The sequence below is a fragment of the Corallococcus carmarthensis genome (assembly GCF_003611695.1).
GTDB classification, from domain to species: Bacteria; Myxococcota; Myxococcia; order Myxococcales; family Myxococcaceae; genus Corallococcus; species Corallococcus carmarthensis.
Map to the genome: position 1 here is coordinate 1 of NZ_RAWE01000222.1, position 16,521 is coordinate 16,521.

Sequence of the window (16,521 nt, forward strand, 5' to 3'; positions counted from 1 at the left end):
GACAGGGGTTGCGCGGCGCGCTGGCGGGGGCGGTGGGCGGCCTGGTTCCCGGCGTGGGCGGGCGGATTGCCTCCTCCCTCCTGCGCGGCGACGGCGCGGACGACGACGCGTCGCTGGATGCGCTCGCGGACATGGCGGACGCGCGCCAGGTGCCGCCCGCCGTGGCCCTGCCGCTGGGCGCGGGGCTCGCGGCGCGGGTGGTGAGCCGGCAGGCGGTGCCCGTGAGCCACGCGCTCGGTGCCGCCGCCCAGGGCGTGCTGCGCTCGCGCACGCGGGGCCTGGAGCAGCACCTGATGCGGCTCGCCCAGCAGGTGCCGGGCTCCCCGGGCCGCCGGCTGCGGCTGATGCGCGCCATCGCCCGGCTCGCGGCGGGGAACCTGCGGCTGCGTGGCCCCGGCGGTGCCGTGGGGGCCCTGCCGAGGGTCGTCCAGGGCGCGGGCCGCCGGGTGCTCACGCGCGCGGTGCGGATGCCGTCGCTGGGCGTCGTCCCGCCTCGCGTGGCCGCGCAGCGGGTGCAGGCGCGGCGGCAGGTGCTGCGCCGCATCCCCGTCGCCACGGTTGCCGCCGCGGCCGTCCGCCGCGCCTAGTTCCATCCACTCATGAAGTCTTCAGGACAAGGAGGAGTACCCATGCAACCGCAGCCTTTCGAGGAGGAGTTTTCGGGCCAGGGCGATGAGATGTCCGACCTGTTGGCAGAGGGCGAGGAGGGCTTCGAGGGCGAAGGCTTCGAAATGGAGGGCTTCGAGGGCGAAGGCTTCGAGGGAGAGAATCCCACCGCCATGGACGACGCCTTCGAGGGCGAAGGCTTCGAGGCCGAGGGCATGGAGGAGGGCGAAGGCTTCGAGGGGGAGAATCCCACCGCCATGGACGACGCCTTCGAGGGCGAAGGCTTCGAGGCGGAGACTCCGAACGCCATGGAGGAGGGCTTCGAGGGCGAAGGCTTCGACCTGGACAACCCCAACGCCCTGGATGACGCCTTCGCCGACGCGATGGACGCCCAGGACGAGGACGAGTTCCTCCGTCGCCTCGCGGCCGGCGCGCGCCGGCTGGCCACCGTGGCCGGGCCCACCTTCCAGCGCATCCGCCGCCGGGCCATGCCCATCGCCATGCGGCTCATCCGACAGGCCGCGCCCCGGCTGGGCGGCATCGCGGGCCAGGAGATTGGCCGCACCATCGGGGGGCTGCTCCGCGCGGACGCCATGGACGCCTTCGCGGACGCCGCTGGTGACTACGCCGGTGACGAGGACATGGACGCCTTCAACCGCGTGCTGGGCGGGCTGGCGGCGCGGCACGTGGTCCGCTCCACCATGTCTCCCGCGCGCCGCCGGCAGAATCCCCAGCAGGCCCGGGCACTGGGGCGGGCGGTGGGCCAGATGACGACGCAGCTCGCGTCGCGCATCAGCCAGCGCTACGGCCCGCGGGCCCTGCCGGCGGTGACGCGCGTGGTGCGCCAGGTCACGCGGCTGGTGCGCCAGCAGGGCGCGAGCCCGCAGGCCGTTCCGCGCATGCTCCGCCGCATCGGCGGGCGCGTCATCGGCAGCCCCCGCGTGGTGCGCCGCCTGGCCCGGCCGCTCGCGGGCGTGCGGCAGCTGCGGGCGCGCGCGGGCCTGCGCCGCCCCGGTGTTCGCGGCCGGGTGAATCCCATGATGGGAGGCCCCGGCATGCGCCGGCTGCGGACCGTCACCCTGCGGGGGCCGGTGCGCATCGTCGTGAGGTGAGCCAGGTGGCGTGAGCGACAAGGGGGGAGGCGGGCACATGGCGGACGCGCTTCAGCAGTTCCTGAGGGCCAAGGTCAGCAGCATCACGTTCCGGGCGGGGCGGCTGTCGCGCCTCACGCCGCAGGACGTGGGCATCCGGCCCCGGGACGTCCCCTATGCCCCCTCCACCGCGCACTTCGCGGCGGCCAACGCACGGCTGGGCGAAATCGACCGCGACGTGCGCCGCGCCCTGGACCAGCTGAACGGCCGGCTCCGCGACGCCCCACCCCATCCGCACGAAGTGCTGGACCGCAACGCGCTGCTGGAGCGCGAAATCGACCGCGCCCGCCGCGCCTACGGTCTCTTCTTCGACGTCTTCAGCCAGCGGGGCACGCGGTTCGCGCCAGCGCTGGCGGCCTGCGACGCCATCGCGGTGGACTGCTTCCAGGCCGTGCGGCAGGCCGCGCCGGGACTGCTGCACGGCCCCATGCTCAAGCCGCTCACCTACCTGGAGCACGGCTTCTCCCCGGCCACCTTCCGGCGCGGCGTGCTGCTCCGCCGGCTGCTCGGGGAGCGCAATCCCTTTCCGCTCATCCGCGTGCCCTATGAGCGCGTGGAGGCCCCGTGGGGCATGGGGGTCATCCTCCATGAAATCGGCCACAACCTGCAGGCGGACCTGGGCATCTGGCAGGAGACGGAGACCGCCCTGCAGCGGCGGGTGCTGTACGCCACCGGCAACCCCTGGCTCACGCGCCTGTGGGGCCGCTGGCACAAGGAGATCTTCGCGGACCTCATGGCGTGCCTGCTCGGGGGCCCCGCGTCGGTGCACTCGATGAAGGACTTCCTCGCGTACCCGCCGTCACGGGTGCTGACGTTCCATCCGCTCAGCGCGCATCCCACGCCCTTCCTGCGGGTGTTCATCCAGGCGGAGATGCTCCGGCGCATGGGCTTCCCGCGCCAGGCCCGGGACGTGTACGACAACTGGAACCGGCTGTACCGCGCGCGGCTGCCCTTCGCGCGCATCCCACGGATGCTGCTCTGCACGGCGCGCCGGCTCATCCCCCATGTGGTGGATGAGATTGCCTTCCAGCCCCGCCGGGGCCTGGCGCAGCGCGCGCTGGTGGACGTGGTGCCCTTCTGGCCGTCGGATCAGGAGCGCATTGACCGGGCCGCGGAGTCCCTGGCGCGCGGGCACATCCCGCCGGGACTGCCGCCGCGACATGTGGTGAGCGCCAGCCGCGAGGCGCTCGAACGGAGGCTGGCCCCGCCCGAGCAGATCTCTCGGACGGTGCTCAATCATCTGGTGAGGCTTGGCTCGCGGAATGCGCGGCTGCCAGGCGTGGGCGTCACCCAGGCCGCATGACAGGACCTCAAGGGAGGGACGATGTACGAGAACATGAAGGGGAAGAGCCCCGCGGCATCCATGGCGCTGACCTCGAGCTCGAAGACGAAGTTCGACGAGTTCCTGCGCCGTCAGCTGGGGGTGTCCGACGCGCGTGATCCCAAGGCGGTGGTGTACGCGCTGCGCAAGCTCTACCCGACCACGGCCGCGCGCCTGGACGACGAGAGCAAGGGCCAGCCCATCCGCGTCCAGGCCACGCCCGAGCCGGCCCTGGGGATGGTGACCGGCACCCTGGACTCGCCGGGCCAGCGGAGGTTCCGCCAGGAGCGCAAGGCCCTGGCGGACGACCTGGACATCGCGGTGAACCTGGCCTCCAACCGCGACTTCAAGGAACCCGTGTGCGGCTGGCGCGACTCCATCCTCGCGGAGGTGGATGAAGGCGAAGCCGCGGCGAACCTCGCGGTGGATCCGGTGTCCCGCGACCGGGCCTTCTATTCCGTGCGCAAGCTGGGGGACTGCGCGCGCGTGGCGCGGCTGGTGGGCATGATCAACCCCGCGGTGAGCCAGGAGTTCGGCCGGCTCGCGGCGTCCATCGACGACAACGCCACGCTCCTGCGCATCCTCGCCGGAGAGGCCCTCTTCCGCGCGGGCTTCGACAAGGGCGGCACGGTGTTCCAGGTCGCGCTCCAGGACCTGCGCCAGCGCCGTGAAGCGCTCATCAACTCCCTGGAGCAGCTCACCGCCACGTCCATCCAGGAGGGCTACGACGACTGGGGTGACGGCCAGGCGTCCTACGGCAAGCTGCTGGAGCAGCTGCGCGCCCGGGGGCAATCCGACCTGCGCTCCATCGTCCGGCCGGACGCCATGTCGCGGCTGCTGGACGTCCTCTTGAACAATGCGCCCCAGCAGTCGGGCGACCTGCGCGGCATCGCGTCCGCGGTGCCCGTGGAGCTCATCCAGCTGCGGCGCCTGCGGGACGTGGCCGGCACCCTGCTGGACACGTCCAGCACCACCACCTACTCCAACCAGGGCACCCTCCTGAACCCGAAGGTCCAGGGAGCCTCCGCGCCCCTGGCCGCCTTCACGGAAGCGCTCACGCTCTTCATCGACGCGTTCGACCGCCCCAACGCCGGGGCGCGGCTGCTCAACCTGGTGCTCCCCGTCCCCCTGACCTTCCGGGACCTGACGGGCAAGGAGCAGGAGCTGAGCGACAAGTTCCGCGAGCGGAATGACACCCAGGAGTTCATCGAGGACCTGCTGATGGACCCCTCCACGTCGGTCGACTTCTGGAAGGAGCTGGCGCGGCTGGATCGCAAGCTCTTCCACATCGACCGGATCATCGACCTGTTCCTGCTGGACTTCGACGAGGCCCCGGTGCCGGGCGGAAACCTCGTGGACTTCCACTCGGAGATGCTGGAGCAGCTGGACCTGAAAGTGGATGTCTTCAACGTGAACCCCGCGTTCCTCCGCGAGCAATGCGGGCTGGAGGAGGACTCGCTGGAGCTGGCGAAGACCCTGACCCAGGAGGCACCGGGCCAGGCGGAAGAAATCGAGGACGACCGCAACCACAAGTACGGCTTCCCGCAGGGCGGGCACTGCAACACCGGCGAGCCGTTCACGGTGCCGCCGCCGATGCGCGTCTCGCTGGACCGCATCGAGAAGGACCTGGAAGCGCGAATCATCAACCCGGGGGCCACGGCGGAGCACCCGCGGAGCGCCGGCCCCGTGGAGCCCCCGGACGCGACGGCCTCCGCCACGCCGGAAGCCAGAGCCGGCGGGGCCAGCATGAACGACGTGGCCTCGCTCATCGAAAAGAGCCGGTCGCGCATCATGACGGACGTGAAGCAGCAGCTGGAGGCCCAGGGGCCGGAGCTGGCCAGGCAGCTGGAGCAGGCGTTCTCGGATCAGCTCAAGGCCGTGGAGCGCATCATCGCCGGCAAGGAACGGCACGGGTCGGATGGCCAGCCCGTGCCGGCCAACGGCTATTCCAAGGCGGGCCACACGCGCCGCCACGTCCGCCACCCGCGCAAACCGTGAGCGCGCACGCGCAGGCCTGAAACCCTTTCCCTCAACGTCATTGACCCAGGTGGCATGCCATGAGCATCGGTACGGCAGAAGCCCTTCAGCGTCTCTTCTCGCAGTGGAAGCGGGAAGTCCTCGCCAACGTCACGTCGGATGAGCAGCGGACGGAGCTGCAGAAGCAGCTCGCGCTCCGGGAGGAGGAGCTGCTCGCCAGCGCCTCCAACGGCGCGACGGCGTCGCTCTTCTCCGACCTGATGGGGTTGGGCAAGGACGGAGCGCCTTCCTTCGACTCCATCAGCCGGCCGCTGCTCGTCCAGGACTTCGACGAGTCCGTCATCGAGACGCAGCTCCATGCGACCGCGGAGCTCTATTACATCTACCAGCACGAACGGATGAAGGTGTTCCAGGTGGCGGGCGCGCTCTTGCGCCTCTTCCACGACGGGCGCATGCGCATCCAGCGGGGCCCCGGCGCGCGGGCGCTGTACCTCATGGAGAAGCACCAGCCGCTGCGCTACAAGCCGCGCGACCGGCAGCTCGCGTACCGGCGCGCGTTCAACTACGGGAGCCTGTCGGCGCCGCCGGGCGCGGTGATGTTCCGCAACTTCCACCGCGAGTTCGTCGCCTTCGTCTCCGCCATCGCGCAGTACTTCCGCGACCTGCTCATTGGTGAAGTCATCCGCGGCTCGCAGCACCTGAACGAGCGGCCCTTCGCGAGCCAGGCCACCATCCAGCGCCTGGGCACGGACATCCGCTGGCAGATCGACCGTGCCACCTACGGCAACATCCTGGCGCTCACGGTGGAGGTGGGCGAGTACCTCAAGACCATCCTCGACGCGCTGGAGACGCCGGACATCAAGAAGGCCTTCGACGCGAACACCAAGTGGGACGTCATCGAGGTGGTGTCGCAGCGCTACCTGGGCGGCACGGGAGAGATTTCGCAGCGCTCGAAGATGGCGGACGCGGGGCGCCTGCTGCTCAACTTCGTGGCGGACAACCCGTTCAAGACGCGCGACTTCAAGGACTTCCAGACGGAGGTCATGCCGCTGGGCCCGGTGGCCGAGGAGTGGATCGCCGCGTACCGGATGACGCCGGACGGCCGCTCGTTCCGCGGTGTGACGCCCACCCTGCGCACGACGCTGGGCATCACCAGCCCCGCGCCGGCGCTGCGCTGAAAAAGGGAGGCACGACATGGACATCCCGCTGCATCCCCTGATGGAGGCGGGCATGGGGGCCGCCTCGGCGCCGCGCACCAACGAGTCGCGGCTGGTGGCCGCGGCGGTGGCGGGCCAGGTGTCCCATCCCGTCGTACGCGTGTCGCCCTACCGCATCGGCCGGGACGGGGTGCTGCGGCTCTTGCCAGGCAGTGGCGGCATCGTGCTCAACCGGCGCGTGGGGGACCGCGCGGTGGGGCTGGCGGCGGACCACATGGAGGCGGGCGTGTCGCTGCACAACCCGGGGCGCGATGACATTGGCGCGCGCGGTGGCTCCAACCGGGCGCTGATGTTCCAGGCGTGCGTGGGCAACCGCGCGCGCGTGACGAGCGGACCCGTCACGGGCGCCGAAGGCACGGTGGTGGGCAAGCACGGCGGCATCAACCACGTCATCGTGGACTTCGCTCCCGCCGTGAAGCGCCGCCTGCGCATCGGGGACCGCGTGCAGTTGGATGCATACGGCCAGGGGCTGGAGCTGCCGGACTTCCCGCAGGTGCGCGCGCTGAACCTGTCGCCCCGGCTGCTGCGGCGCTGGGGCGTGCGGACGGAAGCTGGGCGGCTGATCATCCCCGTCACGCACACGGTGCCGGCGGAGTTGATGGGGTCGGGGTTCGGGCGTTCAGAGGGCGTGCTGGGGGACCTGGACATCCAGCTGTCGGATGCGCGGCTGGTGCGCAGGCACCGGCTGAACGCGCTCCGGTTGGGGGACCTGGTGGCGGTGTGTCCGCTGGACTATCGCTTCGGGCCCTCGCGGCGGCCGGGGGTCATCACCGTGGGGGTGGTGGTGCATTCGGACAGCAAGGTGGCGGGGCATGGGCCCGGGATGACGCCGCTGCTCATCTGCCCGGGGGAATGCGTCCGGCTGGTGTGCCGTCCCCAGGCCAACGTGGCGCTCGTGCTGGGGCTGCGCCAGAGCGTGGCGCCGCCGGCGCACGGTGGCTCAAGGAGTCGGTGGTAGGGACACGGCGCCCAGGCAGCGCGACACCATGGCCGCGCGGGTGTCCACGCCCAGCTTGACGAAGATGCGCCGCAGGTGGGCCGCCACGGTCCACGTGCTGATGTTGAGCTTCGTGGCGATCTGCTTGTTGCCCCAGCCCGCGCAGACGCACGAGACGACCTGCAGCTCGCGCGAGGTGAGCAGCCGCACGTCGGACGCGGGCTCCGCCGCGGGACTCGCGGAGGGCTCCGCGGGCACGAGGTGGTAGCGCTGCCCGTTGATGATGAGCTCTCCGGCCAGGGCGTGGTTCTGCTCGCGGACCGGAGCCATGACGCCGGGGTCGGGGACCACGAGCAGGACATGGCTCCCGGGTGGAAGGGGCGTCCGCATGGCGTGCGCTAGGCGGACTCCGCGAGCTCGGGAGAGGTGAGGATGCGCCAGACCTCGGAGGCTTCGCGCGAGCGTCCGGCGGCGCGCAGGTCCTCCGCGAGGCGTTCGCCCGCGTGTTCTCCCGCGATGGGTGGCTCCGGCCGTTCACGTGCGAGCGCCACGAGCCGCGTGACGCCGCGACGGCCGAAGCGAAGCTCGGCGTGGAAGAGCAGCGCCAGCGCCCGGGCCGAGGCGAAGGCGCTGTCCTCGGGCGAGTCATCCGTATAGGAGGCCAGGATCGGGCGGAGCACGTGTGTGACGAGGGCTTCCAGCTGCGCCAGTTGAGCGCCGCGCTCTCGTCCGGCCTGGGCGAGCGCCGCGAGCAACCGGGGGTCTTCCGCGATCATCGCCAGGACGTCCCGGCCTTCGATGGGGGCCGCGTTCCTGGCGCCCGGGAAGCGCAGCGAGGCGGGTTCGGGCGGCTGCTCCGGAGTGGCCTCGAGGCCCAGCCGTCCCAGCCGCGCTTCGAACGCTTCGGGTTCGCGCTGCCGCCAGTGGGCGAGCGCGGTGATGAGCGTGGGCCCCGACAGTGGCCAGGCGCCCCAGCGGAGTTCGCCGCCGGACTGGGGCTCCGAGGTCACGGAGTCGAACGGGCTGCCGAACCAGGTGAGGACGAACTCCAACGCGCGGACCTGGACCTCCGTCAGGCCCAGCTTCATGAAGTCCTCACGCGAAGGCGCGCACGGGCCGCGCACCGCGACGGTGCCGCGATGGATGGGCCTGCCGCCCTCGTTGCCCAGGACGATCCTCGCGCCACCGGGGAAGGTGACCACGGGCCCCTGGAGGCGGAGCTCGTCCCGGGCCGCACGGAAGGGCGAGGCCGGTGCTTCCGCGTCGCGAGGCGGCGGTCCGGTGAAGAGATCGGCTCCGGAGCGAAGGTGGAGGTTCTCCTCACGGGGCGCGTGTGTCGATGCCATCTCTGGGTCCCTGAACGGATCCGCGCCTGAGCGTGCGTGGTGGTTCGGCGCACGAGGTGAACGCATGGATGCCGCCTCGGGTTCTCCGAACGGATCCGCACCGGAGCGCGCGTGGCGGTTCGCCTCACGGTTCGAGCGCTCAGCGGCTCCTGACATGTGGAGCTCGTGTTCGCCGAAGGGATCTGCTTCGGCGTGGCGCTCTTCGCGCGCCGCGCGAACAGCTGTCCCACGGGGCCTCGATTCTGTGACCGGCTCACGTTCGGGGCGCGGAGGACGTCCTTCCTCCCTCCCCGCGCGACGCGGGACGGAACGTTCGTGTCGCGGCGTCCGGGCATGGGGGACAGGTTCGGCGAATGGGTCGGAGCTCGAACGACGGGGGCGCGGCTCCTCGCGGACCGTGCCCGATGATTCATCCTCCATCGCCCGAGCACGGGGCCTGGAGTCGGAGCCGCGACGCGGAGGGCGCATCTCCTCCCGGGATGCGCGGGGCGCCGCGGAGGGCTCTCCCTGCGTCCTGCGAGCGACAGGCTCCGGGTCATCGAGCAGATCCGCGTCGGAGCGCGGAATGGCGCCCGGCTTGCGCGCACGCGCCTCCGGCGCCTCCTCCCTGGAGAAGGGAGCATCCCGTTCGAGGTCGGAAACCCAGCGATCCAGGAGCGACATCACGCCCTGGGAAGGAATGGGCGCACGGTTTCGCTTCCGCCCCGAATCATCACCAGCCACGGCAACCTCCCCTGCGAACCATCCTGCCCAGGCACAGTAGGAATCGCCCTTGCGCGGGGAAGGTCGACCTGGAGCCGGGCTCCACGGTTGAGTTCAGGATGGAGGGGACACGGCGGACATCCAGGACGACAGTGCGGTCATCCCGGAAGGTGGGCCCCACGCTGGCTCGCCTGCTCTCGAAGTGTGCTCAGAACAGGCGTGAGTACGTGGCCGGCGCTCCCGGTCGTGGCGTCCAGCGTTTCGCATCGCGGGGCAGCCACAGGAGCTGGAAGGCCTCCGCGTGCCCTTCGTAGCGGAGGGTGTGCTCGCCCTGGGACAGCGCGAACTCGGGCGTGGTGATGCGCTCGCCATCGATGAACAGCGCGCCGGCGTCGAGGGTGCTCGCGGGCTGGACGAAGTACCGGTCGGCGCGCACCGCGAGGAAGTGATCCTCCAGGGCGCCGGAGTCCGTGGGCACTCGGTAGCGCTGGCCCCACAGGTACAGGTCGCCGTCATAGGGCAGGTAGTGCGCGTCGAGGAAGCGGCGCAGCGCGAGCGGAAGACCCGAGGTGCGCAGGTCGTCCACGCGAAGCACACAGCCCTGCTCCACGAGCACGCGGGGCATCTCGTGGGACAGCAGGTCCGCGAGCGAGCCGCGCAGATACGCGTCCGTGTAGAAATAGAAGTGAGCATGCGGCCGGCTCACGTAGCCCCCCGAGTTGTCGTAGACGACATCCTCCGGTCCCGTGAGCGTCGCGATGCGAGCAAGCACCTCGCGCTGCCGCGCATTGCCGCCGCCGTCCAGCAAGGCCTCCACCTGCGCGGCCTGAGCGGCGAACAGGCCTCCAAGTCCAACAAGCCCCACGGTGCGACAGACCGGAGTGCGCAGCGCCGACAGCACCGCGAGGACGCCGCGCGCGGCGAAGGGCGCGAGCACGCCCAGAAAGGGCAGCAGGCTGTACGGGAACGGGGCGCGCTGAAGCGCATAGGCGCCGAACGTCGCGGGCACGGCCACGAACAGGAGCAGGTCCGGGGTGCGCGGGTGCCTCAGCAGTCGCAGGAATGTGGCGACGAACCCGACGGAGGCGAGGACGAAGAACGCCGGTTGTGCGCCCAGGGCCGGCACCAGGTATTCGCGCCACGAGAAGCCCGGATAGTGGCGCTGGTGTTCGGAAGCCCAGACGAAGCACCACTGCCACCACGCGCTCCACGAGCCCGTCACCGTGAGGTACGCGGCCACCAGGCCCGTCGCTGCGACGAGGCCCGCGAAGAAGGCCCGAGGCGAGGCGATGAGCGCGGAAGAAGCGCTCTTGCGCGGCAGGAGGTCGGCGAGCAGCACCGCGCTCACGAGCCCGCCGAAGAAGAGCGCCTTCTGGGAACCCCATGCGGAAGCGACGAGCAGCGCGCCCGCCAGGAACGACGAACGGACGGAGCCGGGTTGCACGGTCAGCGCGGCAAGGGCGCCCAGGAAGAGCGCGGCGGTGAGGGCATCCGGGCGCACCTCGGTGGCGAAGTGCAGGAAGCCAGGCGTGCAGAGCAGCAGCACCGGAGCCAGGAGCGCGGCGGTGCGTCCTTCCCGCCGGTTGAGGAGGAACACGGAGACGCACGCCCCCGCGAGCGGCACGAGCATCGCCGCGCGAAGGGCGAGCACGTTGCGCGGATCATCCCCGAGCAGCCGGAACAGCGGCGCCAGCACCTGGTACACGAGAGGAAAGTGCACCTCGAAGAAGTCGCGGTACGGCACCTGCCCGTGGGCCATGAGCCACGCGGCATGGGCGTACTGGAACTCGTCGATGCTGAATGCCTTGTGCAGTGCGAGGCGTGAAGCCTGGAGCGCGAGCGCGCCCAGGACGACACCCAGCCCCCACCGCAAGGCTCGGGGCTCCTTCATCGGCGCGTCATAAAGCCTTCGGACACGGCTTCTGTCCACAGGTTGAGAAGGAGAGAACCTCGCTGGGACTCGCCGTCGGCGGCGCACCGCACGAACCGGTCCGACTGTCGGACAGGTTGGGAGACCCGCAGCCGGGGGTGCCGCGCCAGTCCAGCCGCGAAAACCGGTCCGACTGTCGGACCAGTTGGAAGTCCTCCGGCTGGGGGGCGCCTCTCCACTGTCGAGCTGCGTAAACCGGTCCGACTGTCGGACCGGTTTGGAGAGGCGCGCGAGGTCCGTCAGGGATGTCCGGAGGCCTGACGACGAGGCATCATCTTGAACGCAGCGTGTCAGCGCCCTGTGCGGCGCCGGGCTCTCGCACGCGCGGCCTCCAGCGCGGAGTCCACTCCGGCGGGCGGCTTCGGAGGTTCGGGCTTCTGCTCGGAAGGCTCCTCCGGGACAGGTCTCGATGGCGTCGCGGAGGGCTTCACGTCCGTGCGCGGTGCGGCCGTGGCCGTGGCCGTGGGTCCTCGCGCGATGGCTTCCTTCACGGGCTGCTCCCGGGCCGCCCGCACTCGCGGCGCGGAGAGGAACCGGCGCACGGCCACCTCCGCCAGCATCGCCGCCAGCGCGAACGCGACCAGCCAGGGTGCCAGCGCGACGCGGCCCTCCGACTCCGGGGCCTCCGCGAACAGGCCCGTCATCGACAGCCGCTCCTGGCCTCCGCCCACCGACGCCAGCGCGCGCAGGAGCTTGAGGCCCTCCTTCGCGCTGCCCGGTTCGAACTCCGGCGCATACGGCAGCGCCACCGGTGGCGCCCTCAGCACGCGTCCGCCCCACTTCACCACCGGGTGCCAGGTGCCGCTGCCGGTCAGTGGGTACTCGACCACCAGCCGGTCCTCGTCCTCCCAGTGCAGCGGCTTCTCCACGCCCGAACGGCCATCTCCCGAAAGCAACACCGCCGTGGGAAGGGCTCCCGGCATCGGTTCACCCGGCGGCAGGTCCAACGTCACGCGCAACACGTTGCCCTGACGCTCCGAGCGCACCACCGCCTCTTCCTTCGGCGTGGCCCGTCCCATCGACCAGCGCACCACCGCCTCCAGCGTGGCCCGCAGCGCGCCCCAGTCGCGCAGTTCCCCCGTGTACTTGCCGTCCACCTCCGCCGTGAAGGCCACCGTGCGCCCCGCGCCATGCGGCCACAGCGCCAGCACCGGCGCGGCGTTGGTGTCCAGCGTGCGCAGCGCCACGTTCGCCCGGGGCTTCAGGTACGTGAGGTTGTAGCCGCCCACCTGCGGCAGGCCCGTCGTCGGCAGCGGCCCCAGCAGCGGCAGGTCCGGCGCGGCCTCCATCGACGCGGGCTCGTCCACGAACGTGGCCCTCGCCACCGCGAGCGTCTCCTGGCTGAAGATGCGCGGCAGGCTCATGGCGTCCTCCGCGAAGTAGATGCGCCCTTCGCCGCGCCGGGCCACTTCACGCAGCAACTCCGCATCCGGATCCGTGGACTTGCCCAGGCCGATGACCGACACCGTCACGTTCGCCTCGCGCAGCGCCGCCAGCGTCGCCTGGTAGTCGTCCGGTTCCTCGGAGTCCGCAGCGTCGGAGAACAGCACCACGTGCCGCGTGGGCTTGTCGCTGCGGAGGATCTCCTTGCGGCCCGCACGCAGGGCCGTCCCCACGTAGATGCCGCCGCCTCCGCTGAAGCCCCGCGCCACCTGGCCCAGCGGCAGCCCTTCGCTCACCGGGCTCAGCGGGAAGACTTCATGCGGCTCCGTGTCCACCATGTGCACGGAGGCTTCGTCATTCGCGTTGAGCAGCGTGAGCGCCGCCGTGACGCCCTCCGCGGCCAGCTCCATCTTCGTGCGACCATCCGGTACCTGCACGCCCATGGAGCAGCTCGAATCCATGAGCACGCTCATCGCCACCGACGCGCGCCGCTGCTCCTCGCGCATCTCCAACGACACGGGCAGCAACGGCTCCACGGGCGAGCGCCGGTAGCCGCCCTCGCCGAAGCTCGAACGCCCTCCCGTCATCACGAGGCCGCCGCCCGCCTGATCCACGTAGTCCGCCAGCGCGTTCAAGCCCGCCTCGCCCAGCGCGTTGGCGTCCACGTTCTCCAGCACCACCACGCCCACCCCGTCGAGCGCCTCCAGCGACAGGTGGAACGGCGCCTTCACATCCAATTCCATGCCCGTCGCCGACAGCGCCTTCGCCAGCGTGCCCGACGGCTGCGCGGTGAGCAGCAGCACGCGAGGTGGCCCCTCCACGCGCAGCACGCCCACGCCCACGTCGTTCTCCGGGACGCCGTCGCCGGGCACCTCCACCGTGAGCCGGTAGTGCACGAGCCCCGACTCCTCCAACAGGTCGCGCAGGGGCAGCAGGTTGGGCCCGGGCTTGAAGTCGAACGGCCCCTTCACCAGCACCTTCCCGTCGCGCTCCAGGCGCACGGTGCCGGTGACGGCGGAGGTGGCCTGCACCACGGCGGAGAACTGGAAGGGCTCGCGCACGGAGACGGTGGCGGGCACGTCCAGGGACACGACGGCCACGTCCAGCGCGGGCTCCGGCCGGGACACCTGCCGGTAGTCCACCGCGATGCCCCGAGCCGCCAGCCGCCGCGTCGCGCCCCGGGCATCCGCGCCCGTGGCCCGGCCGTCGGACACGACCAGCACCCGGCCCGTGCGCTCCGGGGGAATGAGCGCGCCCGCCGCATCCAGCGCGGCCGACAGGTCCGACGCCTCCGCGTCCACCGGCCGCGTGAAGCCGCCGAACCGGCCCACCTCCGACAACGGGGACTCCACCCGCGCCTCGCGGCCGAAGGTGATGACGCCCACGCGGTCGCCCGGCCGGCGCTGGGACTCCACCAGGGAGATGAGCTCCTGCGCCACGCGGTCCACGTCCAGCGGCATGGAGCGCGAGCGGTCCACCACCACGGCCACGTCGCTGCCCGCGTTCGCCAGCCGCAGCTCCGGGCCGGACAGCGCGCCCACGCCGAGCACCAGCAGCGCCCACCGCAGCACCATGGGCGGGCCGGGCCTCCGGCCGTAGCGCCACAGGAAGAGGCCCAGCGGCAACAGCAGCAGCCACGCCTGGGGAAGGGTGAAGGTCATGCCTTCCTCGTGACGTAGAAGTCCGCCAGCAGCGCGGCCAGCAGCAGCACCAGGGGCCAGCGAGCGCGCTCGTGGCCGCCGTTCCCTTCCGAATCCTGGCCCGCTTCCTTCGCGGCCACGTCCGTGCTGCCCCGGCCGCGCAGGTCCGACTCCCGCGCGTCCAGCGCCAGCACCTCCAGCGAGTCCACTTCACGGCCCTCGCGCTCCAGCACGTAGCGGCCGGGGCTCGTGGGCGCGGGCAGGCTCAGCGCGCCCGCGCCGAAGACCGGCTTGCGCCCCGTGGGTCCCTTCAGCGCATAGCGCGCACCGGCCTCCGTCACCACGGAGAGCGCTTCGCCCAGGTTGAGCTGGTGACGGGGAAAGCCCTCGCGCAGCCGCCGCGCTTCGCGCACCACGTTGCCCAGCAGCACGGGCCACGCGGTCGTGCGCTGGAGGTTGGAGCGCGCCAGGTCCACGTTGAGGTGCAGCCGCCCGCCCTCCTCTTCCGACACGAGCACGGCGTCGCCCGCGGTCATCAACGGACGGCCCGGAGGGTTCGCGCCCGCCGTCCACCGCACGCCCGCGAGCTGCACGTCATCCATCAGCGTGCTGCCCTTCTCCGTGAAGAACGGGCCCACGAAGGTGCGCAGCGTCCCTTCCGCGCCCAGCGTCACGCGGGCCTCCGCTCGGGCAGGGCCCACGGACAGCACCGGCGCACCGGGGACGGGGGTGCCATGCGCCACGTCGGGAGACACCGCCAGGAAGCGCTCCAGCGCCTGCTTCGACACGGACGACAGGCCCTCCGTCAGTCCCACCGCCACCGGCATCACGGGAGACGGGGGCAGGCGCACGTGGCCGTCCTCGGGCAGCACGTCGTCCGGAAGGAACACCTCCACGTCGCCGGCCTCGCGGAACGTCAGGCGCACCGTCGCGGCGCCCTCTTCCGGCAGCGTGATGCGCTCCGTGCGCTCCGTGCCTTCACGCGCGCCCGGTCCAGGTGCAGCGCGCACGCGTGCTTCGATTTCCGATGGCCCCGCGCCGAAGCGCGCCACCCGCAGCGTCACCGTGGCGCGGCCCCCTTCGTCGCGCCGCTGCGCGGAGACCAGCGCCACATTGCCCTGGGGACGGCCCAGCGCCGTCCAGCGCACGGAGGGCGGCACGGTCGCGTCCGCGGAGGGCGGCGCGTCGGTGAAGAAGTGCACGCGCTTGCCCGGTCCCGCCAGCTCCTGCGCCCACAGGAGCGAGGCCGTGACGTCATGGTCCGGCCCACGTGCCTCGAAGGACTCCAGTGCACCCAGGGCGCGCGATGCATCAGCTTCAGGTCCAGCGATGACCTGGGACGCCACGCCGGTCGCGAGCACCGTGACGTGCGTCGCGCCTTCCGTCTCCACGCGCTTCGCGGCTTCCGTGCGCACGTGCTCCAGCACCGTCTTGCCATCCGGAGTCCGCGCGGACATGGACAGGCTGCCATCCACGACGAGCACGAGGTGACGGCGGCGAACAGCCTCCCCCAGCCGCACGTCCGCCAGGTACAGCGCCGCGGCCAGCACCGCGAGCGCCTCCAACAGCAGCGACGCCTCGCGAGTGAACCGCTCCCACCGCGGCCCACCCTCCGCGCGAGGACGCGGCGTGCGCCACAGGAACAGCGCGCTCACCACGACCGGCTTCTGCCGGCGGCGCAGGAAGTACGCCGCGACCAGCGGCACCAGCGCGCCCAGCGCCATCAGGCCCCAGGGAAACCCGAAGCTCACGCCCCGCCTCCCGCGACGCACCGCACGCGAGGACGCCCGCCGCTGAACACGCGGGGGCTCCCCTCCCCACGCCCCATCCCGCTCGCACCGAAGCTCACGCCCCGCCTCCCGCGACGAACAGCGCGCGCAGCGGTCCCGCGACCTGCGCTCGCAAACCTTCCGCCGCGTTCACGGTGAGCAGCGTTCCCCGTGCCCGCACCGCCGCGCTCCGCAGCGCGCGCTGGTGCTCCGCGAAGCGGCGGGAGTAGGCGGCCAGCACTCCGTCCGTCAGCAGTTCCTCCAGCGCCACCCCACTCTCCGCGTCCACCAACCGAGCGCCCTCACCGCCCGTGGGCTCCAGGTCCTCCGCGTCCAGCACCTGCACCAGGAACAGCGCAGACGCTCCGCGCGACAGCCGGGCGCACAGCGCCTCCAGGTCCGTCTCGAAGAGGAAGTCGCTCACCACCACCCGCAGGCCACACGGCCGCAACGGCGGCAACCGCCCCAGCGCCGACGCCAGGTCATCCCGCGCCTCGAACTCCGCGCCCCGCAGCGCCGCGCGGCACGCCGGCCCCTGCACC

The 16,521-nt window shown here is 71.9% G+C and carries 10 protein-coding genes and 2 pseudogenes; 6 read left to right on the top strand and 6 right to left on the bottom strand.

Features of this window, described 5'->3' with window-relative positions; all coding sequences use genetic code 11:
- From D7X32_RS36665 to D7X32_RS36690, 6 genes and pseudogenes are all read left to right on the top strand, one after another.
- Positions 1–587 (top strand): annotated as a pseudogene (locus tag D7X32_RS36665) (hypothetical protein); the annotation flags it as partial.
- A 42-nt stretch (positions 588–629) separates the two neighbouring features.
- Positions 630–1,718 (top strand): hypothetical protein, encoded by a 1,089-nt coding sequence (locus D7X32_RS36670; protein WP_120607180.1) that lies wholly within the window; start codon positions 630–632, stop codon positions 1,716–1,718.
- 37 nt (positions 1,719–1,755) lie between these two features.
- Entirely contained in the window at positions 1,756–3,060 is a 1,305-nt protein-coding gene (locus D7X32_RS36675) for a hypothetical protein (protein ID WP_120607181.1), read from the top strand.
- 21 nt (positions 3,061–3,081) lie between these two features.
- Positions 3,082–5,076 carry a hypothetical protein gene (locus tag D7X32_RS36680; RefSeq protein ID WP_120607182.1) on the top strand — a complete coding sequence of 665 codons (1,995 nt, stop codon included), beginning with the start codon at positions 3,082–3,084 and terminating at the stop codon, positions 5,074–5,076.
- Between the two features lie 59 nt (positions 5,077–5,135).
- Positions 5,136–6,233, top strand: coding sequence for a hypothetical protein (locus D7X32_RS36685; RefSeq protein WP_120607183.1), 1,098 nt, complete (start codon positions 5,136–5,138; stop codon positions 6,231–6,233).
- A gap of 16 nt (positions 6,234–6,249) precedes the next feature.
- Positions 6,250–7,230 carry a DUF4438 domain-containing protein gene (locus tag D7X32_RS36690; RefSeq protein WP_120607184.1) on the top strand — a complete coding sequence of 327 codons (981 nt, stop codon included), beginning with the start codon at positions 6,250–6,252 and terminating at the stop codon, positions 7,228–7,230.
- Here the strand turns inward: D7X32_RS36690 and D7X32_RS36695 are convergent.
- The 6 genes and pseudogenes from D7X32_RS36695 to D7X32_RS36720 form a co-directional block, all read right to left on the bottom strand.
- Positions 7,213–7,539: a response regulator transcription factor gene (locus tag D7X32_RS36695; RefSeq protein ID WP_244239385.1), complete on the bottom strand. Its 327-nt coding sequence runs from the start codon at positions 7,537–7,539 to the stop codon at positions 7,213–7,215. The genes D7X32_RS36690 and D7X32_RS36695 overlap by 18 nt on opposite strands.
- A 68-nt stretch (positions 7,540–7,607) precedes the next feature.
- Positions 7,608–8,555 carry a hypothetical protein gene (locus D7X32_RS36700; RefSeq protein WP_244239386.1) on the bottom strand — a complete coding sequence of 316 codons (948 nt, stop codon included), beginning with the start codon at positions 8,553–8,555 and terminating at the stop codon, positions 7,608–7,610.
- Between the two features lie 910 nt (positions 8,556–9,465).
- On the bottom strand, positions 9,466–11,148 hold the full coding sequence (locus tag D7X32_RS36705) for a glycosyltransferase family protein (protein ID WP_120607186.1): 1,683 nt from the start codon (positions 11,146–11,148) through the stop codon (positions 9,466–9,468).
- 329 nt (positions 11,149–11,477) lie between these two features.
- Positions 11,478–14,231: a VWA domain-containing protein gene (locus D7X32_RS36710; RefSeq protein ID WP_120607187.1), complete on the bottom strand. Its 2,754-nt coding sequence runs from the start codon at positions 14,229–14,231 to the stop codon at positions 11,478–11,480.
- Complete coding sequence (locus tag D7X32_RS36715) at positions 14,228–15,961, bottom strand: vWA domain-containing protein (RefSeq protein WP_120607188.1); 1,734 nt, start codon at positions 15,959–15,961, stop codon at positions 14,228–14,230. Before D7X32_RS36715 ends, D7X32_RS36710 begins: the two co-directional genes overlap by 4 nt.
- 94 nt (positions 15,962–16,055) lie before the next feature.
- Positions 16,056–16,521: pseudogene (locus tag D7X32_RS36720) on the bottom strand (DUF58 domain-containing protein); the annotation flags it as partial.

Coding starts and splice junctions, on each gene's coding strand:
- D7X32_RS36690 (WP_120607184.1), top strand. CDS start 6,250: ATGGACATCCCGCTGCATCCCCTGATGGAGGCGGGCATGGGGGCCGCC.
- D7X32_RS36710 (WP_120607187.1), bottom strand. CDS start 14,231: ATGACCTTCACCCTTCCCCAGGCGTGGCTGCTGCTGTTGCCGCTGGGC.
- D7X32_RS36705 (WP_120607186.1), bottom strand. CDS start 11,148: ATGAAGGAGCCCCGAGCCTTGCGGTGGGGGCTGGGTGTCGTCCTGGGC.
- D7X32_RS36700 (WP_244239386.1), bottom strand. CDS start 8,555: ATGGCATCGACACACGCGCCCCGTGAGGAGAACCTCCACCTTCGCTCC.
- D7X32_RS36680 (WP_120607182.1), top strand. CDS start 3,082: ATGTACGAGAACATGAAGGGGAAGAGCCCCGCGGCATCCATGGCGCTG.
- D7X32_RS36670 (WP_120607180.1), top strand. CDS start 630: ATGCAACCGCAGCCTTTCGAGGAGGAGTTTTCGGGCCAGGGCGATGAG.
- D7X32_RS36675 (WP_120607181.1), top strand. CDS start 1,756: ATGGCGGACGCGCTTCAGCAGTTCCTGAGGGCCAAGGTCAGCAGCATC.
- D7X32_RS36685 (WP_120607183.1), top strand. CDS start 5,136: ATGAGCATCGGTACGGCAGAAGCCCTTCAGCGTCTCTTCTCGCAGTGG.
- D7X32_RS36695 (WP_244239385.1), bottom strand. CDS start 7,539: ATGGCTCCGGTCCGCGAGCAGAACCACGCCCTGGCCGGAGAGCTCATC.